The 23068-nt window shown below is 63.6% G+C and carries 20 protein-coding genes; 7 read left to right on the forward strand and 13 right to left on the reverse strand.

Annotation, left to right across the window (positions count from 1 at the left end; translation table 11 throughout):
• Positions 1-16: 16 nt before the first annotated feature.
• Entirely contained in the window at positions 17-946 is a 930-nt protein-coding gene (rsgA, locus tag VGE08_RS14135) for a ribosome small subunit-dependent GTPase A (RefSeq protein WP_331068539.1), read from the reverse strand.
• Positions 943-2196 (reverse strand): M48 family metallopeptidase, encoded by a 1254-nt coding sequence (locus VGE08_RS14140; protein ID WP_331068540.1) that lies wholly within the window; start codon positions 2194-2196, stop codon positions 943-945. The genes rsgA and VGE08_RS14140 overlap by 4 nt, the downstream gene beginning before the upstream one ends.
• 184 nt (positions 2197-2380) lie before the next feature.
• Between VGE08_RS14140 and orn the strand changes: the two genes are divergently transcribed.
• The gene (gene orn / locus VGE08_RS14145; protein ID WP_331068541.1) at positions 2381-2929 is read left to right on the forward strand and encodes an oligoribonuclease; all 549 of its coding nucleotides are present in this window, start codon (positions 2381-2383) and stop codon (positions 2927-2929) included.
• Between the two features lie 102 nt (positions 2930-3031).
• Here orn and ppsA read toward each other — a convergent pair whose 3' ends face one another.
• Positions 3032-5401 carry a phosphoenolpyruvate synthase gene (gene ppsA / locus VGE08_RS14150; RefSeq protein ID WP_331068542.1) on the reverse strand — a complete coding sequence of 790 codons (2370 nt, stop codon included), beginning with the start codon at positions 5399-5401 and terminating at the stop codon, positions 3032-3034.
• A gap of 125 nt (positions 5402-5526) precedes the next feature.
• On the opposite strand from ppsA, the gene ppsR reads away from it, so the two are divergent.
• From ppsR to VGE08_RS14165, 3 genes are all read left to right on the forward strand, one after another.
• Entirely contained in the window at positions 5527-6351 is an 825-nt protein-coding gene (gene ppsR, locus VGE08_RS14155) for a posphoenolpyruvate synthetase regulatory kinase/phosphorylase PpsR (protein WP_331068543.1), read from the forward strand.
• A gap of 136 nt (positions 6352-6487) precedes the next feature.
• Positions 6488-6967 (forward strand): DUF1249 domain-containing protein, encoded by a 480-nt coding sequence (locus VGE08_RS14160; RefSeq protein WP_331068544.1) that lies wholly within the window; start codon positions 6488-6490, stop codon positions 6965-6967.
• 27 nt (positions 6968-6994) lie between these two features.
• Positions 6995-8056, forward strand: coding sequence for a hypothetical protein (locus VGE08_RS14165; RefSeq protein WP_331068545.1), 1062 nt, complete (start codon positions 6995-6997; stop codon positions 8054-8056).
• An 86-nt stretch (positions 8057-8142) separates the two neighbouring features.
• On the opposite strand, the gene VGE08_RS14170 is transcribed toward VGE08_RS14165, so the two are convergent.
• The gene (locus VGE08_RS14170) at positions 8143-10296 is read right to left on the reverse strand and encodes a carboxy terminal-processing peptidase (protein ID WP_331068546.1); all 2154 of its coding nucleotides are present in this window, start codon (positions 10294-10296) and stop codon (positions 8143-8145) included.
• A gap of 241 nt (positions 10297-10537) precedes the next feature.
• Between VGE08_RS14170 and VGE08_RS14175 the strand changes: the two genes are divergently transcribed.
• Complete coding sequence (locus VGE08_RS14175) at positions 10538-10825, forward strand: hypothetical protein (RefSeq protein WP_331068547.1); 288 nt, start codon at positions 10538-10540, stop codon at positions 10823-10825.
• Positions 10826-10870: 45 nt separating this feature from the next.
• On the opposite strand, the gene VGE08_RS14180 is transcribed toward VGE08_RS14175, so the two are convergent.
• Both VGE08_RS14180 and VGE08_RS14185 read right to left on the reverse strand, forming a co-directional pair.
• The gene (locus VGE08_RS14180; protein WP_331068548.1) at positions 10871-11104 is read right to left on the reverse strand and encodes a hypothetical protein; all 234 of its coding nucleotides are present in this window, start codon (positions 11102-11104) and stop codon (positions 10871-10873) included.
• 173 nt (positions 11105-11277) lie between these two features.
• Positions 11278-11733: a hypothetical protein gene (locus tag VGE08_RS14185; RefSeq protein ID WP_331068549.1), complete on the reverse strand. Its 456-nt coding sequence runs from the start codon at positions 11731-11733 to the stop codon at positions 11278-11280.
• Positions 11734-11910: 177 nt separating this feature from the next.
• On the opposite strand from VGE08_RS14185, the gene VGE08_RS14190 reads away from it, so the two are divergent.
• Positions 11911-12876, forward strand: a complete 966-nt coding sequence (locus VGE08_RS14190) for a Gfo/Idh/MocA family oxidoreductase (RefSeq protein WP_331068550.1) — start codon at positions 11911-11913, stop codon at positions 12874-12876.
• A 7-nt stretch (positions 12877-12883) separates the two neighbouring features.
• Here the strand turns inward: VGE08_RS14190 and VGE08_RS14195 are convergent, their stop codons facing one another.
• The gene (locus tag VGE08_RS14195; protein ID WP_331068551.1) at positions 12884-14188 is read right to left on the reverse strand and encodes a hypothetical protein; all 1305 of its coding nucleotides are present in this window, start codon (positions 14186-14188) and stop codon (positions 12884-12886) included.
• 343 nt (positions 14189-14531) lie between these two features.
• Here VGE08_RS14195 and VGE08_RS14200 point away from each other — a divergent pair, with 343 nt between their 5' ends.
• Complete coding sequence (locus VGE08_RS14200; protein WP_331068552.1) at positions 14532-15665, forward strand: adenylate/guanylate cyclase domain-containing protein; 1134 nt, start codon at positions 14532-14534, stop codon at positions 15663-15665.
• Positions 15666-15678: 13 nt separating this feature from the next.
• Here VGE08_RS14200 and VGE08_RS14205 read toward each other — a convergent pair whose 3' ends face one another.
• The 6 genes from VGE08_RS14205 to gspC form a co-directional block, all read right to left on the reverse strand.
• On the reverse strand, positions 15679-16296 hold the full coding sequence (locus VGE08_RS14205; RefSeq protein WP_331068553.1) for a UdgX family uracil-DNA binding protein: 618 nt from the start codon (positions 16294-16296) through the stop codon (positions 15679-15681).
• 48 nt (positions 16297-16344) lie between these two features.
• The gene (locus VGE08_RS14210) at positions 16345-16614 is read right to left on the reverse strand and encodes a hypothetical protein (RefSeq protein WP_331068554.1); all 270 of its coding nucleotides are present in this window, start codon (positions 16612-16614) and stop codon (positions 16345-16347) included.
• Between the two features lie 154 nt (positions 16615-16768).
• Positions 16769-17986: a type II secretion system inner membrane protein GspF gene (gspF, locus tag VGE08_RS14215; RefSeq protein ID WP_331068555.1), complete on the reverse strand. Its 1218-nt coding sequence runs from the start codon at positions 17984-17986 to the stop codon at positions 16769-16771.
• 8 nt (positions 17987-17994) lie between these two features.
• Complete coding sequence (gene gspE / locus VGE08_RS14220; protein WP_331068565.1) at positions 17995-19473, reverse strand: type II secretion system ATPase GspE; 1479 nt, start codon at positions 19471-19473, stop codon at positions 17995-17997.
• Between the two features lie 101 nt (positions 19474-19574).
• The gene (gspD, locus tag VGE08_RS14225) at positions 19575-21719 is read right to left on the reverse strand and encodes a type II secretion system secretin GspD (protein ID WP_331068556.1); all 2145 of its coding nucleotides are present in this window, start codon (positions 21717-21719) and stop codon (positions 19575-19577) included.
• Positions 21720-21774: 55 nt separating this feature from the next.
• Positions 21775-22716 carry a type II secretion system protein GspC gene (gene gspC, locus VGE08_RS14230; RefSeq protein ID WP_331068557.1) on the reverse strand — a complete coding sequence of 314 codons (942 nt, stop codon included), beginning with the start codon at positions 22714-22716 and terminating at the stop codon, positions 21775-21777.
• Positions 22717-23068: the final 352 nt, after the last annotated feature.

The raw sequence follows: 23068 nt of genomic DNA on the forward strand, positions 1-23068 counted from the left end.
GAGCCGATGGTTCGACTCAGCGCCGTCGCTCGTATTCCGGCGCCAGGCCACGCATGATGTTGAGTAGCCGTTTATAACTTTCATAACGGCGCGGCGAGAGGCTCTTCTCGGCGACCGCAGCGGTCACGGCGCAACCGGGCTCGCGAATGTGCAGGCAATTGTTGAAACGGCATTCCGGCGCCAGAGCGAGAATTTCCGGCCAGCCTACCTGGACCATCGCATCTTCCACCGGCGGAGGAGCGTAGTCGCGCACGCCGGGCGAGTCGATCAACTCACCGCCGCTGGCCAGACGAAACAAAGCGGTCGATACGGTGGTGTGACGGCCTTCGCCTGTTGCGTCCGACAAGGATCGAGTCGCGCGCTCGGATTCGGGAGCCAGACGATTGGTGAGCGTGGACTTGCCGACGCCGGACTGACCTACCAGCATGGCGCTCGCACCAGCGAGCAGCGCGCGCACCGGAGCAACCGATTGCTCATCATGCTTTGCCGAGATTCGTAGCACGCGATAGCCAGCGCGCTCGTAGTCGTTCACACGCGCTTGGAACTCGGGTTCCTGCGCGCCGGCCAGTTCCGATTTGTTGACGATCAGTGCGCCAGCAATGTTGGCGAGCGCCGCGCCCGCCAGGTAGCGATCGGCGATGAACAGGTCCGGCTCGGGCTCGGGCGCGATGATCACGACGAGCAACGACAGGTTCGCCGCCAGAGGCTCGGTGCGACCGCGGCTATCGGTGCGAGCAAACAACGATCGGCGCGGCAAAACGCGGACGACCTTCGCTACGTCGCCGCTGCCTTGCGGGCCGCGAATCATCACCTCGTCGCCGCACACGCAGTTCAAGCGCTTGCCAAACAACTCGGCGGGCATGCGCACGCCGGCCTGGCTTTCGACGATGACGCGCCGGCCGAAAGACTCGATGACGCGGGCCGGCGTCTCGGCCGCTTCGCTCATGACCGCTGCGTAGCCAGGGATTGCAGGCGCGCGATGCGCACCAGCGCGGGCGGGTGCGAATCGTAGAAGGCCGAGTGCAGATGGTCGGGCGTCAGCGTGGTCGCGTTGTCGCGATAGAGCTTGACCAGCGCATCGGCGAGTTGGCGCGCATCGGCGTGTTGCGCGGCGAATTCGTCGGCTTCGAATTCGTGCTTGCGCGACCACCAGGAACCCAGCGGTGTCAGGAAATAGGTGAAGGAGGGCAGCACGAACATGAAAAGCAGCAAAGCTGCGTGGGCCGAGGGCGTGCTCACGCCGAGCGATGTGTAGAACTCCGGCCACCTCGCCAACGCGCCCAGCAACGCCAGTCCGAGCAGGCCCATGCCGAGCGAGAGGATCAATCGCGAACGCACGTGATGCAGCCGGAAGTGGCCCAGCTCGTGCGCCAGCACGGCTTCGACCTCGGGTATCTGCAGCCGCTCGATCAACGTATCGAAAAAGACAATGCGCTTGTTTCGGCCGACGCCGGTGAAGTAGGCATTGCCATGCACCGAACGACGCGAGCCGTCCATGACGAACACGCCTTTGGAGGCGAAGCCACAGCGCTGCAACAACGCTTCGGTGCGCTGCTTCAGCGCTTCATCGGCGAGCGGGGTGAACTTGTTGAACATCGGCGCGAACAGCGTCGGCCACGCCCAAGTGATGAACACTGTGAATGCGACCCACACCAGCCAGGCGTACAGCCACCACAGATCGCCCGCCTGCTGCATCAGGTACAGGATCACGAAAATCAGCGGACCGCCGAGCAGCAGGCTGAGCACCAGGCTCTTGAGCAGATCGGCGGTATACAACGCGGGCGTGGTGCGATTGAAGCCGAAGCGCGCCTCGATCCCAAAAGTCCGCCACAACGACAGGGGCAGCCCGACGGCGCCAACTATCAAGAAAGTCGACAGTACCACCGCCGTGCCGTGCCACGCGGGCGATAGGCCCGCTGCCTGCCACGCACGATCGATCGCGTCGATGCCGCCGCCCAGCGTCAACACCAGCGCGATCACGGCATCCAGCAGCACATCCCAGCGATTCAGCGCGGCGCCCGCGACGGTATAGTCGGCCGCCTTCTGGTGAGCGGCCAGGTCGATCTGCTGTGCAAAGGCCTCGGGCACCTGCGCGCGGTGCCGGAGCACCGCCGCTACCTGGCGCCGATTGAGCCAGCTGCGCATGGCGGTGGAGGCCAGCAGCAGCAATACAAACAATGCGGTAAACCAGTGCATTCAACCATTCACTTTAGAGCTTGGGATCGGGCATCGTGCCACGGCCCTCGTGCGAGCGACAAAGGCGCGACTCTTGCCGCTCGCTCGCCACCTGCGGCGGCGGGGTACATCCTTGCACCCGGGGCGGCGCTTTATAGGCTAGCTGTTATGATGGCCTATCGAAACTCCTGACGCAGAGCTTATCGTGACCGACCGCGACCCCACCCGACTCATCTGGATCGATCTGGAAATGACGGGCTTGAAGCCCGACACCGACCACATCATCGAAATCGCCACGGTGGTTACCGATAAGCACCTGAACACCCTGGCCGAGGGCCCGGTGCTGGCCATCCACCAGTCGGACGAGATCCTGAACGCCATGGATGACTGGAATCGCCGTCAGCACGGCGCCTCCGGCCTCGCGGCCCGCGTGCGCGCCAGCACGATCACTGTGCAGGAGGCGGAGCGGCAGACCATCGAATTCCTGAGCCGTTGGATCGAGCCGGGTGTGTCACCGATGTGCGGCAACAGCATCTGCCAGGACCGCCGTTTCATGGCACGCGAGATGCCGGACCTGGAGCGGTATTTCCACTACCGCAACCTGGATGTGAGCACGCTCAAGGAGCTGGCGCGCCGGTGGGCGCCGGAGGTGTACAGCAGCTTTCAGAAGAGCTCCACGCACCTGGCGCTGGACGACATCAGGGACTCGATCCGCGAGCTGCAGCACTACAGGACGAATCTCCTGCGCGTCTGATCCAGAAGCGGTTGGCGGTTAGTGGTTAGTGGTTAGTCAGAAGGGTAAGAGCCGGCGACTAGCGGTATGGTCTTTTCCGAACCAACCGCTAACCGCCAACCGCTACTTGGCCGCGGCGGCTCCACCGGCCAGGAACAGCCAGGTTTCGACCACAGTGTCCGGATTGAGCGAGATGCTCTCGATGCCTTGCTCGACCAGCCAGCGCGCCAGGTCCGGATGATCGGACGGCCCCTGGCCGCAAATGCCCACGTACTTGCCATTCCTGCGGCACGCGTCGATGGCCAGCTTCAGCAGTGCCTTGACCGCCTCGTCACGCTCGTCGAACAGCTTGGCGATGATGGCCGAATCGCGATCCAGGCCCAGCGTCAGCTGCGTCATGTCGTTGGAGCCGATGGACATGCCGTCGAAGAACTGCAGGTACTTGTCGGCGAGCAGCGCGTTGGTCGGCAGCTCGCACATCATGATGACCTTCAGGCCGTTCTCGCCGCGCTTCAAGCCGTTCTCGGCCAGCAACTGCGTGACTTGCTCGGCTTCCTTCACCGTACGTACGAAGGGCACCATCACCTGCACGTTGGTCAAGCCCATCTCTTCGCGCACGCGCTTCAACGCGCGGCACTCGAGCTCGAAGCACGGACGGAACGTTTCGTCCACGTAACGCGCCGCGCCCCGGAAGCCGATCATCGGGTTCTCTTCATGCGGCTCGTACTGACGGCCGCCGATCAGGTTGGCGTACTCGTTCGATTTGAAGTCGGACATGCGCACGATCACCGGCTCGGGCGCGAACGCCGCGGCGATGGTGCCGATGCCTTCGCACAGCTTCTCGATATAGAAGCTGACCGGATCCTTGTAGCCATTCATCTGGCGGCGAATGGTCTGCTGCAGGTCCTTCGGCAGCTGATCGAATTCGAGCAGCGCGCGCGGATGCACGCCGATCATGCGATTGATGATGAACTCCAGGCGGGCAAGTCCCACGCCCTTGTTCGGAATGCCGGCGAAGTCGAAGGCGCGGTCCGGATTGCCGACATTCATCATGATCTTGGTCTTGATGGCCGGCAGCGAATCGAGCTCGATGACTTTCTGTTCGAACGGCAGGGCGCCTTCGTACACGTAGCCGGTGTCGCCTTCGGCGCAGGACACCGTGACTTCGGTGCCTTCCTTGATGGATTCGGTGGCGTTACCGCAGCCTACGACCGCGGGAATGCCGAGCTCACGCGCGATGATGGCAGCGTGACACGTGCGTCCGCCGCGATTGGTGACGATGGCCGAGGCGCGCTTCATTACCGGCTCCCAATCGGGATCGGTCATGTCGGCGACCAGCACATCGCCACTCTGCACGCGCGTCATCTCCTTCACGTCGCGAATGATGCGGGCCGGACCCGCGCCAATGCGCTGACCGATGGAGCGGCCGCTGGAGAGCACCTTGGATTTCTTCTTCAGCGAGTAGCGCTGCACCGTGCGGCCGACGCGGCTCTGCACGGTTTCCGGCCGTGCCTGCAGGATATAGAGCTTGCCGGTCTCGCCATCCTTGCCCCACTCGATGTCCATCGGACAGCCGTAGTGCTCCTCGATGATCAGCGCCTGCCTGGCCAGCTCCAGAATGTCGGCGTCGTCGATGCAGAACCGGTTGCGCTCCTCGACAGGCACATCCACGGTCTTGACGCGCTCGCCGCTGCCGGGCTCGCCGTAGACCATCTTGATGGCCTTGGCGCCGAGCGTGCGACGCAGGATGGGCGCATGGCCGGATTTCAGCGTCGGCTTGTAGACATAGAATTCATCCGGGTTCACCGCGCCCTGCACGACGGTTTCGCCCAGGCCATACGAGGCAGTGATGAACACGACATTGCGGAAGCCCGAGTCGGTGTCGAGCGTGAACATCACGCCGCTGGCGCCGATATCGGAACGGCACATGTACTGAATGCCGGCGGACAGCGCGACCACGTCGTGCTTGAAGCCTTGATGGACGCGATAGGCGATGGCGCGGTCGTTGAACAGCGACGCGAACACTTCGTGCACGCACTTCAGCAGCGCTTCCTTGCCGCTCACGTTGAGGAATGTTTCCTGTTGACCGGCGAACGACGCGTCCGGGAGGTCTTCGGCGGTGGCCGATGAACGCACCGCAACCGCGACATCGCGTCCGCCGCCCATGCGTTCGTAACCGGCGAGGATCTCCTGCTCCAGCTGCGGCGGGAACGGCGTTGACAGAATCCACTGACGGATCTTCGCGCCGACTTCGGCCAGCTTCTCGACATCGTCGACGTCGAGCGCGGCCAGTTCCTTGGAGATGCGGTCGGCGAGGCCTTCGTGCTTGAGGAAGTCGCGATAGGCCTGCGCGGTGGTGGCGTAGCCGGTGGGCACACTCACGCCCAGCTTGGCCAGATGGCTGATCATCTCGCCGAGCGAGGAATTCTTGCCGCCGACGGTGTCGACGTCATGGCGCCCAAGCTTTTCGAAGGGTACTGTGTAAGCGGTCAAGGCCTTTCCTCATGGAACCCGCGCTTGTGCCGCGGGCCGTACAATGAAACACTGAAGCGGAAGCGAGTTAGCCCGAAGATTTTAACCTCAACGCGCCATGCCGCGTGAGTGTTGGCGACAGAAGAATGGAAAGACGAACGGTTTTTTTCGTGTCGGACCAGACCGGCGTGACCGCCGAGACCATGGGACACAGTCTGCTGACGCAGTTCGATGGGCAGGCTTTTCGGCAAGTGACTCTGCCATTTATCTCCACTGTTGACAAGGCGGAGGAGGCCGTCCGGCGCATCAACGCGACCGCCGAGGCCGAGGGCGTCCGGCCCGTGATTTTCAGTACTTTGGTGCAGGAGGACATGCGCGAGATCATCAAGCGCGCCAACGGCCTGTTCCTGGATTTCTTCGACGCCTTCCTCGGGCCGCTGGAGATGGAGCTGCAGCTCAAGTCTTCGCGTGCCCAGGGCAAGGCGCATGGCATGTCGGACATCGGTGCCTACACCACGCGCATCAACGCCACCAACTTCGCGTTGGCCAACGATGACGGCGCTGTCACCCGGGACTACGAACGCGCCGACCTGATCCTGGTCGGCGTGTCGCGCACCGGCAAGACGCCCACCTGCCTGTACCTGGCCTTGCAATACGGCGTGTTCGCCGCCAATTATCCACTTGCTGACGAAGACCTCGAGACCGGCCGGCTGCCGGCGGCGCTGATCAAGCACCAACGCAAGCTGTACGGGCTCACCATCGCGCCGGAACGTTTGCAACAGATCCGCAACGAGCGCCGGCCCAATAGCAAGTATTCCTCGCCCTCGCAAGTCGATTTCGAGGTGCGCACCGCCGAGGCCCTGTTCCGTCGCTACGATATTCCGTACATCGACACCACGGAATGTTCCATCGAAGAGATCGCCAGCCGGATTCTCGACCGGACCGGCGTGGAGCGTCGGCTACGCCCTTAGAGTTCCACCGCTTTTTTCAGGGTTTCGCGCATGCCAGGCACGCGTCGTGCAGGCGCGCGGCCTGCCTGCAAACGGGCCGTGACGCAAGTCACACACTACTGGCAGGAGCGCGAAATTGCTGTGCTATATTCGGCTCATGTCGATAGCCGTTACAGCAAGCGATGTGAATTGCCCGGTCAGCTGGCGTGCCCGTCCGGGCAGCTTCGTCAGTCTGATGTCTCTGTACGAGAGCAATTACATTCGCCTCGCCTGGCTGGTGCCGGATCTCGAAGCGGCCGCGGCCACGCAGATTTCCGTGGTCGAAGGCGATTGTCCGTTGCACCTGGCCATCGAAGAGCGCAGCCGCTACACCACCACGCTGCGCCTCACTTACGTGTTCGATGACGAGGCCGGCTCGCTGGCCGATCCGGATCTGCTGATCCGTGTCTATCGCGATGCACGCCTGGCGGAAGTGCAGGCTTGTGCCCGCTGGCATCGGCACGCGTTGCTGGAGTCACTGCGTTCGCATCTGGCGCGCGATCTGGGCGATCGCTGGCTGCGCAACGTCATGCTCAACAAGTGGCTCGATTATTGCGTCGAGCGCGGCCATCATTTCCCGGCCCTCGCCACTGCCTGATCAGGTTGCCCGTCCAGGGCTCGCGGCATGGAATTCTCCGATCGGCTGAGCAACCTCCGCCAGTTCCTCGCGCCCGGCGCGCGGCAGCCCGCCGACGATGAACGGCTGTTGCAGCTGTATTGGAATCGCGCCGAGCTCAAGAAGGAGCTGTCGCGGCTGCAGGACGAGCGTCACAAGCTGTTCGAGCAACTGCGCAATCACGAAGCCACCTTGCTTCGTCACAACGAGCAACTGCTGCAGCTGGAGGAGTTTCTCGGCAATCCGGAGACCGGCGCGCATGCGCTGGTGTATTTCCAGTTGCGTTCGTTGTGGCGCGCGACGTCGGCGAAAGTCGCACGCTTCGCGCAGCAGTTGCAACAGCAGCAGGCCGATCGCGAGCAGCGCCGTCTGCAGCTCGAGTTCGATCGCACGCGTCGACAACAGCTTGCCGATTTCGATCAGCGTATCGCGACGGTTCGAGCGCACGCCGACACGTTGGAGGCGCAGCTGAAGTTACAGGAAAGCGAGCTGGCCGCGATGCGCGGCTTCTGGAACTACTCGCGCCGGCGCCGGCTCGCGGAAGAAATCGCTTCCGACCGTGAACAATGGGATCTCGCCGTCACCGAAGTGACCGACCTCAGTGACGATCGCGCGGCGCTGGAACAGAAGCAAGCGCCGCCGTTCACGGGAATTTCCATCGACGGTCGCCGCATCGTCAATACCGCCGTTATCGCCTATGCGCAGCAACTGGTCGTGCAGCTGTCCAGCGGCGGGCTCGCGGTGCTGGCGAAAGAAACAATGACCAAGCGCGTGTTCGACATGAAATACGGCAGTCGCGACGAATGCTCGCGGCTTATGTTGTTGCTGCGAGAAGCGCTGGCGGAGGTCAAGAACGAGCAAGACGATCTGGCCGGCCTCAAGGAGCGGACCGATGCGTTACGCGCGGTGGCGACTTATCGCAGCGACGCGGACACCATTCCGCTGACCGATTCGATCGGCACCTTGCCGCTGCCCTCAGCGCCGGTCTCCGGGCTGGAGACCGGCAACAAGAGCGGCGTGAATGTGCTGGTGGACGATTACTGGGACTTGTATCAAGCCCTACTACAGTGATCAGCGGTTGGCGGTTAGTGGTTAGCAAGGAAGTAAGAATCGGGGCTCCTCCGACCAACCACTAACCGCCAACCGCTATCCGCTGCTCAGGGCGTCGCGGGACGGTCGCTATTGGCCTTCAGGCGCGACAGATACAGATGGCTCATGCCGCTCAAGTCCGCGGCGATCTGCACCGTCTCGTCCAACACCGCGTCTGGCGGCTCCTGGCCTGTCAGGTCGGTGAGCTTGGCCACCGGCGGTTGGCCGCGCAACTTGCGCCGCTCGTTCTCGCGAGCCAGGCGCTCTTGCTCCAGTCGCTCGCGTTCGGCGATGCGCGCCTGAAGGTTCAAGGACAGTTGCTTCTGCGTGCGCACCTTCTCGAAGGATTCGAGATCGGCCAGCAGCGAGCGGAAGTTCGGATCGACGGCGACGCGCTGCTCGTGCGCTTGCTCGAGTGCCGCGATGGTCTGCGCCAGCTGACCTTCCTTATTGAAGTCCGCCGGACGGATGCGATCCCAGGGCAGGGCGCTCTCGCGAGTGCTCTCGCCAACTTCCTCGGGGCTGATCGCCGTCGGCATGGAAATGTCGGGCTGCACGCCGCGATGCTGCGTGCTCTCGCCCGTAACACGATAGTACTTGCCGATGGTGACAGTGAGTTGACCGAAGCCCGGGTCGGGGCCCAGGGCATAGCGATCCAGGGGATACAGGTTCTGCACCGAGCCTTTGCCGTAGGTCTGCTGGCCGACGACGATGCCGCGGCCGTAGTCCTGAATGGCAGCGGCGAAGATCTCGGATGCCGAGGCGCTGTAACGATCGACCAGCACGATCATCGGGCCGTCCCACGCCGTGTTGGGTTCGGGATCGTCGAGCACTTCGACGCGTCCACCCGTTTCGCGCAGTTGCACGATCGGACCGTCGGGAATGAACAAGCCGGAGAGGGCCGTCGCCTCGGTGAGGTGACCGCCGCCGTTGCCGCGCAGGTCCATGACTAGCGCATCGACTTTCTCGGCCTTCAACTCGTCGATCAGCTTGCGCACGTCGCGCGTGGTGCTGCGATAGTCCTTTGCGCCCGAGGATTTCGCTTCGAAATCCTGATAGAAGCTCGGCACGTTGATCACGCCGACCTTCATGTCACGATCGCCACGCTTGATGGTGTGCACCTTCTTTTGCGCGGCCTGGGCGTCCAGCGACACCTTGTTGCGAACCAGCTCCAGAGTCTTTTCCGGTGAGCCGGGCGCGGCCCCCGCGGGCAGGATGCTCAGGCGCACGGTGGTGCCGACCTTGCCACGAATGATCTGCACGACGTCGTCCAAACGCCAGCCGACCACATCGACCATCTTGCCGCTCTTGCCTTCGCCGACCGCGATGATGCGATCGTTGGCGCCGAGGGTGCCGTTGATCGCGGCCGGGCCGCCCGGCAGCACATTGAGCACGGTCACGTAGTCGTCGACGAGCTGCAGGGAAGCGCCGATGCCCTCGTAGGACAGGCTCATCTGAATGCGGTACTCCTCGGAGTTGCGCGGCGAGAAGTAGCTCGAGTGCGGATCGAAGACATGGGCGAAGGAGTTCATGAACACTTCGAAGATGTCGTCGCTGGTGACCTGCTCGGTGCGCTTGACCACGCGCTCATAGCGCTTCTGCAGGATGTCGCGCGTTTCCGGCCAGGTCTTTTCGGTGAGCATCAGCGACACGGCATCGTTCTTCACGCGCCGGCGCCAGATGTCGTTCAGCTCCTCGGGCGTCTTGGCCCACGGCGCCTTGGCACGGTCGAACTCGAATGTTTCGTCGACGGTGAAGTCGGGCTCGGTCTTCAGCAGCTCCAGCGCGTAGTTGACCCGCTCCTTGTTACGCACCTGGAAGCGGTTGAAAATGGCGAATACCGGCTCGAGCTGGCCGTTGACCACGGCGTCGTCGAGTTGATAGCGATAGCGTTCGAACTCGGCGATGTCGGAAGCGAGGAAGTAGCTGCGCGAGCCGTCGAGTTGCTCGATGAAGCGGTCCAGCACCAGCGACGACACCGGATCGTTGATCGGCGACTGACGGTAGTGCGAGCGCTCGATGACGTTGCTCACCAGCTTGCTGACGCGGCGCTGGCGCTCGGTCGGGGAGAGGTCCTGCGAGTTGACGGTCGCGACCGCCTTGGCGACTGGCGCCTGCGCCGTCCCGGCCAGCAACGCACAGACCACGAGCAGCGCGGGCAAGCTGAAGATCAACGTACTGCGCCGCTGCTTGGCGGGTGGGTGCGAGGGCGACTGATACACTGTTTCACATCCTCATCAGGGGGACCTGGGCCCAACTCGACATGAACCCAACTCGACTTGACGCAAAGCTAGGCCAAAAGCCACGCCAAAGCTACGCAGGACTTGAGCATTCTATGGTCAAGGCTAGAGAGACGCTGCACTCCGATCAAGTACGGGCCGCTGGCCGGTCCCGTGCGCCTGTCGTTCAGCAAGAAACCGTCCGGCCAGGCACCTTGCCAGGCCGCTTTCAGGAGAGCTGCTAATGCGCCCCCTCGCGGTCCTCAATGCCATCATTTTCGGCTCCGCGGCCGCTATCACTTTCGGCCTGCTAGGTGTGGTGGTCATTTTCCTAGTCCTCAAGGGGAGCAACCCGGCGCTTGGCAGCGAGTTCCCGGCGCTGCTGCGTAATAGCGCGATCTTCCTGGCGCTGGCGGCGGTTTCCGGTGCGAGCCTGTTGGGGCTGCTCAAGACCTTGAAGTGGAGATGGTGGGCGCAGGCGGCCATGTGGGGCGCGGTGGCTGGCGCCGTCGCGTTGTATTGGCCGGAATAGCCGGCGCCGGCAACGCGCGGTGGGAACGGGGCGGTGAACCGTCGCTTAGCGGCGGATGACCCGTTCCCAGGCGTTGTTGCGCTCGAATGAACCGCTGTTGTACGGATCGAAGCCACTTTTGACCTTGTCGGCCACCTTATCGGCATGAATTCCGCGTCTGGCGGATGCTGCCGGTGCCGGGCGTTTCATGGGCCGGACAGGTCGAGCGGGTGGCGCAAAGCGCGCCGGCTCATCATCCGCTTCCGCCTTCCGGCCGCCAAAGAGTCGGGCGAGCCACATGCGAATTCTTCCCAAACTGTAAAAAAAACCAACAGAATCTTTGTGTTATTCAACGAGGTCAGAGTACACGGACCACTTCACGCTGTGGCGAATCTTCCGACAGAAGTGTGATCTTCGTCACGCTGCTGCGAGAGAGATTTCGCGCGCTCGCTGCGCGTGGATTCGATCTTGAGTCAGTCACTGCCCATCCGCGGTTCGACGCGCGCGGGGCGAGTCGGAGCGCGCTTGGCAGGCTCTTTCTTCGGGGGCGCACGGCGCACAGGGCTCGGAATCTCGTCGTCCCCATCCGCCTGCGCAGCCGGCGCCGATTTCACTCCGATGAAGATGGCGCGCAATACATAAATCAGTAGCAGCGGACCGAGCGCAAGCGTCCAGGCCCGGCCGGAGCCATCGGCCAGGTCGCCGAAGAAATCGACATAGAAGGTGCTCAGGCCGGCATTCTCGCCGTAGGCCTCGAGCAGCGAGCTGCCCACCCAGAAGATCAGCGCGGGCAGCACGAACAAGCCGAAGGCCAGCCACAGGCTGGCGAAAATCAGCTCGAAACGCAGGCGATTGCTGCGAGGCGGCTCGTCGGAAACATCCTCGAGCGTCTCCTCGGGCAGGTGGCGGGAATGGCGGGCTGCGTTCATGCGGTCATGAGACGAACTTATGAGACCTTAACTGGGCAGTCGGCTGGTCGGTCAAAGTGGCGCGCATCTTGGCGGCTGCGACCGCCGACCGCAACTGACTACGATGAATGGTCGCCGGCGGTCGACCATCGTCTATGATCGCGCCCTTTCTCCACGAGCTAAGGGGGCTCGGAGCGCATGTCAGACGCAACCCACTCGGCGACTCCGCTGCGCACCGCTGTTATCGGTGTCGGCTATCTCGGCAGGTTTCACGCGCAGAAGTACGCTCAGGTCGAGGGTTCGACGCTGGTGGCGGTAGTGGATGCAAACGCCGAGGCCTGCGCCAAGGTGGCCGCAGAGTTGGGCACGCGTGCCGTGCATGATTATCGCGAGCTGTTCGGGGCCGTCGATGCCGTGAGCCTGGCGGTGCCGACGCCGTTACATCACAAAATCGGTCGCGAGTTGCTCGAACAGGGCATCGACGTGCTGATCGAAAAACCGATCGCGACGACCGTGGCCGAAGCCCGCGAGCTCGTGGATCTCGCCCGCGCCAACAAGCGCATCCTGCAGGTGGGCCATCTCGAACGTTTCAATCCCGCCGTGCTGGCCGCCGCAGAGCGTCTGCGCACGCCGCGCTTTGTTGAATCCCATCGTCTGGCGCCATTCAAGCAGCGCGGTACCGATGTCAGCGTGGTGCTGGACCTGATGATCCACGACATCGACCTGATCCAGGAGCTGGTGGGCACGCCCATCGAGAGCATCGATGCGGTCGGCGCCACCGTGTTCTCCGGGGAGATCGACATCGTCAACGCCCGCTTGCGCTTCCAGGGCGGCTGCGTGGCCAACACGACGGCGAGCCGCATCAGTCTGAAACAGGAGCGCAAGATCCGCATCTTCCAGGACGACGCCTACCTGTCGGTGGACATGCAGCAGAAGATCCTCACCGTCATTCGCAAGAAAGATGCGGCGCCGGTGGAGTCGCCCGCGCAAGTGTCCATCGAGGAGGAGAATTTCGATCAGGGCGATGCGTTGCGCGCCGAGATCGAAGCGTTTCTGAAAGCGGTGCGTGAGCGCAGCACGCCGGTAGTTACCGGAGAAGACGGCCTGCGCGCGCTGGAAACGGCGATGAAGATTACGGCCCTGGTTCAGCCCAAGACTTCATGATGGGGCTTCATGAGTCCGATTTCATGAGCCGCTCCCGCTGCAACGATTGCAGCGGCTTGCCGGCCACCTGCTGCGCGATTTCCTGCAGGTCGATCAAGCTGATTTCGCCACGCTTCGCGGCGAGCTTGCGGGCGACATCGTCGAGGCTGGCGGCATTGCCGGTGATGCTGCGAATCTCCGCGTCCACTTGCTGAAACACGAGCACGGCGCGCGCGGTCGTCGCTCCCGAGGAGCTCTTGGCGAACAGAGTAGGCGAGCGGCGCGCCCACTTCTTCAGATTTTCCATCGCCTGCTCGTAACGCTTCTTGCTGATGCCGCGCGAGCGGCGCAGAGTCTGGATGGAATAAAACTCCGCCAGGCCTTCGACGATCCAGTCGCTTTCCTTGTCGCCCCGAATGCCGAGCGCCACGTGCGCCAGCTCGTGCAGCAGCGGACTGGTGCGGTTCTCGCTGATCAGCGGCCGGTCCGAATGCAGGAAGATCGAGCCCGGTCCCGACAGGCCGCCGCGCCACATCGGATCGCCGGCGGACACGATCAGCACGCGCCTGGGAAAGTCGGGAAACACTTCCAGCAGCTTGGGCAGGTTCCAGTTCATGAAGGCCAGCACATCCTGGCGGCGCGCCTTGTCTCCTTCGGGCGCGGCGATCACCGCGGTCACGTGCCGGATGCGTTCGCTGCGCACCCCGATCTTGCCGACCAGCATCCAGCCGTTGGGCTCGTCGAAACGGCGTTTCGGATCGTCGATGCGAAAGCGCAGCTCGCCGGCAGAGGAATAGGGCGTGACGGCCGACCAGCCCTGGGGCAGGTCGAATTCCAGTGTGGTGCGCGAATGCAGGTTGCTTTCGGCGGTGACTCGCGTGGGCGGCGTCAGCTTGTCGCCTCGGAACAGCGCCCAATTATCGGTGATGTACGAGTCGTAACTGCCCGAGGAGCGCTGATTGTTCACCTTGAACTCGTAGCGCAATGTCGACTGCTTGCCTCGCGGGTGCCACACCACTTCCTTGTCTCTGACCTGCAGCGGATCGTCGGAGCGGAACTGACGATAGCGCTGCGAATCCGTGCGCAATACCACCTTGCTGGGCAGTAGATCGCCGGCGAGCTTGAGCTCGACCTGGGCGTACTCGACGCCGGGCTTGAAGCTGGCGCGATAGGTCGCGTCGTAGTAGTCGATGTCGGCCGCGGACGCGGGGCTGATCAGCGTCGACGCCCAGAATGCAAACGCGGATGCAAGCGCGCGAAGTACCGCGCCTGCGCTACGACGACGGCGACTCCCCGCCGGGTGCGCCGGCAAGAACGCGATCGCGGTCGTCATTGTGCTCATCATCTTGGTCATCAATGGACTGTGCACCCGTCCAGGTCGATCTCTTCGAGCCTGCTTCCGGCATCAAGTTTAGCGGAACGAGCTGAACCGCCCCGAAGTTTGGGCCCCGTTTTGGCAGCGAGTTTGGCCCCTAGTTTGGCTTTGGCTCCACAATGTCGGTAGGATGCGACGCCAAGCAAATGTCTTTACGCACTTTCCGCCGCGCTCGAGCGCGGCGTCAACTGCGTGACAAGCCCTGACCGTCTTGCCGAAAGAGATGGACTGCCCAGCGTCGAGGTGCGCGGCTCGGAGGCAGCGACGAAAGGGCACGACCGACCAGGAGGAACTACGGACGATGTCCGCGACTCTGTCCGCCGCTTTCAGAACGCTACTGGTGAGCACTTCGGATTCCAGCCGAACGCTGCTCGGCCGCCTGCTCGACGGCTCCGATATCGTCATTGACGACATGGTCGAGCCGGAGCATGTCATTGCCAGCGTCGCGCGCCGCGCGCCAGATCTCATCGTCATCGATGTCGAAGCCGAGCCCGCCACGCTGACTCGCGTGTGCGGCGTGCTCAAGGCCAATCCCACCACGTTGCTGGTGCCGTTGGTGGGACTGGCGAAGTCGGCCAGGCAACGCTTGCTGGCATTCGAGGCGGGGGTCGATGACTTCCTCACCCATCAAGTGCGTCGCGACGAGTTCCTGGTGCGCGTGCGCTCGCTACTCAAAGTCAGCGCGGCGCGCCGGCAGTTGGCGGCCGAGCAACTGGCCGAGGAAGTGAAACGCCGCGAAACCATCCGTGCCGCCTTCCGCCGCTACATCTCGCCCAAGCTCGCCGATCAGATTCTCGCCAGCCCGGAGCTGCTGGACTCCATGTTCGGCGGCACCAACAAGCGCGCGCAGGTGGCGGTGATGTTCGCCGACATGCGTGGCTTCACCGCGCTGTCCGAGCGTCTCAATCCCGAGCACGTGGTCGAGCTGCTGAACGAATTCTTCAAGCTGCTGACCGACATCACGTTCGAATACGAAGGCACCGTGTTCAGCATGGCGGGCGACAGCTTGCTGGTCGGCTTCGGGGTGCCGGTGGCGCAGGAGGATGGGGCGGAGCGCGCCATTCTTGCCGCCAAGCGCATGCTGGAGCAGTTCGCGTCGCTGGCGCATCGCTGGGTGGAACGCTATGGCGTCGAGACCGGCCTGGGCATCGGCATCAACGTGGGTGAAGTGATCGCGGGTAACGTCGGCTCGCCTTCATACATGAACTACACCATCATCGGCGACACGGTGAACGTCGCTTCGCGACTGGGTCAGCGGGCGCGTGCCGGCGAAATGCTGTTCTCGGACGCGGTGAAGAAGCTGCTCGATATGCGGGGCATGGACGTGGGCGCGATGCCGTTGCCGTCACTGGTGTTGCGAGGCCGGTCCAGCCCCATCGGCATCTTCTGCGTGCCGAGCGGCACGGGCGAGCGGCTCGACCTGCGGCCCAACTAGGCCCAGCCCGCGTTCACGCTGGCGCATACTTTCTTGCGAGTTTGAGGTCGGCGACAAATTGGTCGAACGCCGCGTGCCGGTCCTCGTCGCGCACTCTCAACAGGTATGACGGATGCACCGTGACGATCACGTCCGCGGTGATTTCGTTCACCAGCGCGGCATCCTTGATGACGTGACCGCGATTCTTGCCGATCGCCGTCGTCCGTCCGAACACGGCACGCGCGGCGGTCGCGCCCATCGCGACGACCAGCGCCGGCTCGATCAAGCGCAGCTCCTGCTCCAGCCACTCGTGCGTGCAGGCGGAGATCTCCTGGTCGTTCGGTTTCTTGTGAATGCGCCGCTTGCCGCGCAGCTCGAACTTGAAATGTTTGACGGCGTTGGTGACGTAAGTCGCCTCGCGTTCGACGCCGGCTTGCTCCAGGGCACGGTCGAGCAGTTTGCCTGCCGGTCCGACAAAGGGCTTGCCCGAGAGGTCTTCACGGTCACCGGGTTGTTCACCGATCAGCACGATTCGCGCGGTCACCCGCCCTTCGCCGAACACGACCTGGGTCGCGTTCCGGTATAGCGGACAGGCACGGCAGTGTTGGGCTTGCTCACGCAGCGCGGCGATGGAGCGGCTCGTGCGTCGCATACCGCAGCAAACGGCTGCGCGATCCAGCCGGTTCCGGCAGGCGTGTGGTCAGTCTTCTTCGTCCAGGGCGGTGTCGTCGGCGCCATCGCCGTCCAAGCCGATCTCGTAGTCGTCGAAATCGGACAGTTGCGCGGCCGTCTCGCGCTCTTCGCGGATGCGTTCCAGGCGGCGCCAGGCGGGCTCGCCGGCCTTGGTCACATTCTTCTTGCGTTTGTCGATGTCCGCGATCAAATGGTCGACATCGAGGTCCTCGGATTCGACGGAACCAACGTCGTCCTCTTCGTCTTCGAACTCTTCGGATTCCGGCTTCTCGCTCATCGTGTGCGATCTCGCACGTTGCCGCAGCGCCCCAGGTCGGTACGGCGCGAGTATATAGAGGGAACGCCAGCGTCTCGCAATAGCGTCTTTGCCAATTCGCTGAACCCGTCGGCGAGGCGGTCCGCACCGCCCTGCGGCGGCCTCGGCCGCCGGCTCAGCGAATCAACTGATTGAGCTCGAAAATCGGCAACAGCATGGCCAGCACGATCAGTAACACCATGCCGCCCATGAACAGGATCATCAAGGGCCCGAGCAGGCCCACGGCGGCGCTCAGGATCGAATCCATTTCGCGTTCCTGGTTGGTCGCCGCGCGGTCCAGCATGGTTTCCAGCTCGCCGCTGCTCTCGCCGCTGGAGATGAGGTGAATCATCATCGGCGGGAATATTTTCGACGCCCCGAGCGACTTGCCGATGGGGGCGCCTTCGCGGACCCGGGTGGCGGCATCCTGAACGGCGTCGCGCATCGGCAGGTTCGTGACCACTTCGCCGGAGATGCGCAACGCTTCCAGCACAGGCACGGCACTCGAGGTCAAGGTGGCAAAGGTGCGCGCGAAGCGCGCGGTGTTCGAGCCCCGGACCACTTTGCCGAACAACGGCAGACGCAGCAGAAAGGCGTGGAAACGCCGCTTCGCGTTGGGATCGCGCAACCAGCGCCTGAAGCCCCACACTGCCAGCACGATCGCGATCACCAGCAACCAGCCCCAGTCGCGCAGGAAGTCGGAGATCGCGATCAGCACCTGCGTCAACATGGGCAGCTCGGCCTTGGAATTCTCGAACTGCTTGACGATCTTCGGCACCACGAACGTCAGCAGCAGGGCCACGATCGAAATGCAGACGACGAACAGCAGCACAGGATACAACATGGCGTTGATGGTGCGGCTGCGCATCTGCTCGCGGTTCTCGGTGTAGTCGGCAAGCCGCTCCAGCACCGTATCGAGATGGCCGGACTGTTCGCCAGCTGCGACCGTGGCGACATACAACTCGTCGAAGACCGTGGGGAAGTCCGACAAGCCGTCGGCGAGCGTATGACCTTCCATCACTTTGGCGCGCACGCCCATCACGATGCTGCGAACTCGCGGCTTCTCGGTTTGCTCCGAGACCGCGGCCAATGCTTCCTCCAGCGGCAGGCCGGAGCGGACCAGCGTAGCAATCTGCCGTGTCAGCAGAGAGACATCGGCGGCGGACACCCCGCGCCTGAGGCTGAAACGGCTCTCGCTCTGCTTCTGCTCGCTTTGTGACACTTCGTTGACGGCGAGCGGCAGCAGTGCCTGATCGCGAAGCAGCTGGCGAACCTGCCGGGCAGTATCGCCTTCCAGTACGCCTTTGCGTTCGCGTCCCGCGGCATCGACGGCTGTATATTCGAAAGCGCCCAAGACGACCCCTAATCTTCGCGAGTGACGCGCATCACTTCTTCGATGGTGGTGACGCCGGCCAGCACGGCGGCGCGGCCGTCATCACGAATGCTCGGCGTCAACGTGCGCGCATAGCGCTCCAACTCCTGTTCGCTGGCGCCGTCGTGGATCATGGTGCGCATGGTGTCGTCGACCAGCACCAGTTCGTAGATGCCGGTGCGGCCTTTGAAGCCTAGCGCCGCGTCGGCGCCGGGACGATACAAAGTGGGCGAGGGCGCGCCTTCCGGCACGTTGAGCAAGCGGCGCTCGTATTCGCCGGCTTGATACGCTTCCTTGGTGTCGGGATTGAGCACGCGCACCAGGCGCTGCGCCAGCACGCCGATCAAGCTCGATGACAACAGAAACGGCTCGACGCCCATGTCGCGTAGACGCGTGACCGCACCAACGGCAGTGTTGGTGTGCAACGTCGACAACACCAGGTGGCCCGTCAGTGACGCTTGCACGGCGATGTGTGCCGTCTCCAAGTCGCGAATTTCGCCGATCATCACCACGTCCGGGTCTTGACGCAGGATGGCGCGCAGCCCGCGTGCGAAGGTCATCTCGACCTTGGTGTTCACCTGCGTCTGGCCGATGCCGTCGATGTAATACTCGATTGGATCTTCGACGGTCAGAATATTGCGCGTGTTATCGTTGATGCGCTCCAGCGCCGAATACAGCGTCGTGGTCTTACCGGAGCCGGTGGGGCCGGTGACCAGGATGATGCCGTGCGGTTTGTGAATCAGCTCGTCGATGAGCTTCTGCGTGCGCGGGTCCATGCCCAGCGCATTCAGTTCGAGCCGTCCGGCCTGTTTGTCCAGCAAACGCAAGACGACGCGCTCGCCGTGACCGGCGGGAATCGTGGACACACGAACGTCGACCGCGCGTCCGGCGACACGCAGCGAGATACGGCCGTCTTGAGGCAAACGCTTTTCGGCGATGTCGAGCTTCGACATGACCTTGATACGTGACACGACCAGCTGCGCCACCGCGCGCTTGGATTGCAACACTTCACGCAACACACCGTCGACTCGGAAGCGCACCACCAGGCGGTTCTCGAACGGTTCGATGTGAATATCGGACGCGTTGTCCTTCACCGCCTGGGTCAGGATGGCGTTGATCAATTTGATGATGGGCGCCTGGTCGTCGCTTTCCAGCAGGTCCGAAGGCTCGGGCAGGTCCTGGGCGAGGTGCGCCAGATCGGTATCTTCTTCGACGCCGGCACCGGCCATTTGCATGGCCGAATTGCCGCCTTCGTACTTCTGACGCAGCAGCTGATCGAAGGCTTCTGTGTCCACGCGCCGCAACTGCAATGGCATGCCAAGCACCCGGCGCAGCTCCGCGATCGCCGCGGGCTGAGCGCCAGTGCGATAGACAACTTCCGCAGAGCGCTCGCCCACGCTTTGCACCACCACGCCATGGCGCTTGCAGAATGCAAACGACAGCGCCGACGCCGGACCTGCTGTCGCCATGCCCGTCGTCGCCGGCGCGGCCGCGGCGCTACGCGCGGCGGCGGAAGAATCGATTTGTGCGCTCATGATTTCACCTGAACATCACTCGAGCTCGAAGTGAATCACAGCCTCGGCTCTTGCGGAGGCGGTGACTGCTCCGGCAGCGGTTGCGTTTCAACGGGCGCGGATTGCTCGCGATCGGTGCCGGGTGCCGGTGCCTGCGCGCCCGCGGTCGGGTCTGCGTACTTCGACAGCTCCTCGATGGGCGGGAGCAAAGGCTGCCGTTCGCCAGGCAGCAAGTTCACCTTGCCCCGCTTGCGTTGCAGCTGCTGATCCCGCAGCACGTTGTACTTGGCGTTGGTCTCGATGGCCGCGGCGACTCCGTCACGCAGGATGGTGGGACGGATGAACACCATCAGATTGCGTTTCTCTTTGGAGCCGCTGCGCGTCTTGAACAATTCGCCGATGATGGGAATGTTGCCGAGGATCGGCACACGCGACTCGCCTTCGAGCGCCGTGTCGCTGATCAGCCCGCCGAGCACGATCATGCCGCCGTCCTCGACCAGCACGGTCGTGGAGATGGTGCGCTTGTTGGTCACCAGGTCGACAGCGCCGGCCGGGCCCTGCGTGACGCCGGAGTTCTCCTGCTCGATCTTCAACTGCACCGCGGTGCCTTCGTTGATCTGCGGCGTGATCTTGAGGATGTTGCCGACCTCTTCGCGCTGGATGGTCTGGAACGGATTGACCACGCCCTGATTGGTGTTGCCGGTATTGGTGTACTGGCCGGTGATGAACGGCACCTCCTGCGCGACCTTGATCTCGGCCTCCTCATTGTCGAGGGTGGTGATCGAAGGCGTCTGCAGGATGTTGCTGGTGCCGTCATTGCGCAGCGCGCGCAACAGCACGGCGAAGTTCAATCCGCCGTCCTTGATCATGCCGGCGCCAAGTGTCAGGCCATTCGGCAAGCCGGTCGTGGCGAGATTGTCCGGATCGATGATGGCGGAGGCGAGGCTGCCGATACTGGTGTTGCCGACCGGCTGGTTGAAGGTGCCGATCGGAATGGTGCTGCCTTCTTCTTCGCTGAAGACGGCCCAGTTCACACCGAGCTCGGCGGCGCGTGTGGTGGTGATCTCGACCAGGATGGCCTCGAGGTGCACCTGCGCGCGGCGGATGTCGAGCTTGTCTACCACCGACATGATCTGCCGCATCATCTTGGGGGCGGCGGTGACCACGAGGGCATTGGTTTGTTTGTCCGCCCAGATGGTGGTGTTGCGATCCTGCGCAGCGGCAGGACTGGCGGCGCCGCCGCCGGGCGCACCAGGCGCCGCCTGCGTGATGCCGGTGACCTGTTCCTTCAACTTGCCCGCGATCTGTTCGGCGTCGGCGTAGTTGAGATAGCGAACCTGCGTATCGCCGCCGGCTTCCAGCGGCGTGTCCAGATGCATCACCAGGCCTTTCAAGCGCAGGCGCTGACCTTTCTCGCCGGAGATCAGCACGCTGTTGGTGCGATCGTCGGCCACGAGCTTGGCGGCCATGCCGGGCGCTTCGCCTTGTTGTTGAGCGCCCTGTGACAGCGCGTTCACCACGCGGACGATCTCCGCTGCGCTGGCGTTCTCCAGGCGCACGATCTCGATCTCTTCGTCGCCGCCCTGATCCAGGCGCTGCACGATGCGCATGATGCGCGAGATGTTGTTGGCGCGGTCGGAGATGATCAGCATGTTCGATGCAGGGTAGGCCACCAGGTGGCCGTTCTGCGGAATCAACGGACGCAGCACCGGCACCAGCTGGGCGGCGTTGATGTTGCGCACCGAAATGACTTGCGTGACCACTTCATCCGAATCGGGATTGACCCTGCTCGGCAGGTCGTTGGCAGGCACCTGGCGAGCGTTGGCGTCGGGCAGGATCTTGATGTTGTCGCCGGCGGGCACCGCGATGAAGCCGTGCACCTGCAGGATCGACAGGAACGTCTGATAGAACGCATCCGGCGTCATCGGCGTCGAGGAGCGGATGGTCACCTGGGCGCGCACCCGCGGGTCGACGATGAACGTCTTGCCGGTGATGGTGGCGACCGCGTCGATGATTTCGGTCAGCTCCGCGTCACGGAACGCAGGCGTGATGGTCGCCTGTTGCGCAGGCTGTTGCTGCTGCTGTGCCGATGCGGACATGCAGGTCAGCAGACACGTCATGGTCAACGCAAGGATGCCGGAGCGTTTGCCGCTGAGCGCGCTGGCCGGCTGCCCTGCTTTGTTGGTTGCAGAAATCGTCATGGACGGTCCTTGACTATGCACAGGCGTATGTTCGTTGTTCGAGGCGCGGCGCCGCTCATTCGACGGGCGGCTGCTGCGGAGAGTTGCGCTGTCGCGGTGGCGTGGCGCCGGCGTCGGGGACGCTCACCTGCGCCATGTTCAACGTCAGTTCCTGCGACTGCCCGTTGCGCTCGACCGTCACCGAGACCCGATCGGCATTGCCGATGGTGTTGAAAATTTCCATGCCGCGCTGGGGATCGTCGAGCGGCGTGCCGTTGATCGCCAGCACCAGGTCGCCGGGCACCAGCCCCAGCCTGGAGAACTGCGCGCGATTGCGGCCGGGATAGACGCGATAGCCGCGCTGCACGCCGTTGGCGAACACCGGTTGCGGCCGGATGATTTCGGCAAAAGCACTCGGATTGCTCTCGGCCAGGCGCCGGAGGTTGTCGGTCACGCCGCTGGCGGGCGGTGTCGGCGGGCGATTGATCGATACCAGCGCGCCCGAGGTGCGCTTGGGCAGCGCCAGTGCTTCCAGGTTGCCGGCGCGATCGAGGATCACGCGATCGATGTACACCGCGTGCAACTTGGTGCCGGGGCGGACCGTGCTGCCGACGGCGAAGACTTTCGCCGACTGCGAGGACTCGCCGATGATGGCCAGGCCCTTGGAGGGATCTTCGGAGGCGAATACCGCCGACAGCACCAGGTTCATCTGGGTTTCCGGCGCGGAGGCCGCATCCTGGGCCTGCGGAGCCTCGGGGACGTCGAACAGGTGTGCATTCACGATTGCCTGAATGTCCACGCTGCTGCGGACCGGAGCAATGTTCATCGGCGGAGGCGCGGCGGCCGGCAACGGTTGCGGGCCGCGATCGAGCAGCAGCCAGGTGAGCTGAACCAGCTGCCAGGCAAGGGCGATCACCAGCACTGCCATGACCAGCGGTGGCGCCGTCCGTGACGCGCGGTCGAGCCATTGCTGCGGCGTCAGGTTCTGAAATTCGTGCAATTTGGCGGACAGCGGCATCGTTTGAATCAGCGACCAAGTTGTGCGAGCGGCAGTGAGCGGCCTTTCCTGAAGTAACCCGTCAGCCTGCGCGGGTCGATCCCTCCAGGCCGGTCATTCACGATCCATCCACCTATTCGCGGCCGGAGGCGGATCAGTGCTGGTCCGGCGCACAGGCAGATTGCCGTCGGCTGGCGATGGCGACCCGGCGCGACATGATACGGAGTCACCTCAGTTTGTCACAAGAGATTGTTCCGATTGATGAAAACACTGTCGCAAATGCCCGAATTCCGGCCCGTTGTGACGGTGTTGGCCGACACCCGCGGGCGGCCACCGATCATAGTCCCCGGTGGTGGCGCCGTCGTGACGCGGC

It is taken from the genome of Steroidobacter sp., assembly GCF_036406195.1.
Lineage (GTDB): Bacteria > Pseudomonadota > Gammaproteobacteria > Steroidobacterales > Steroidobacteraceae > Steroidobacter.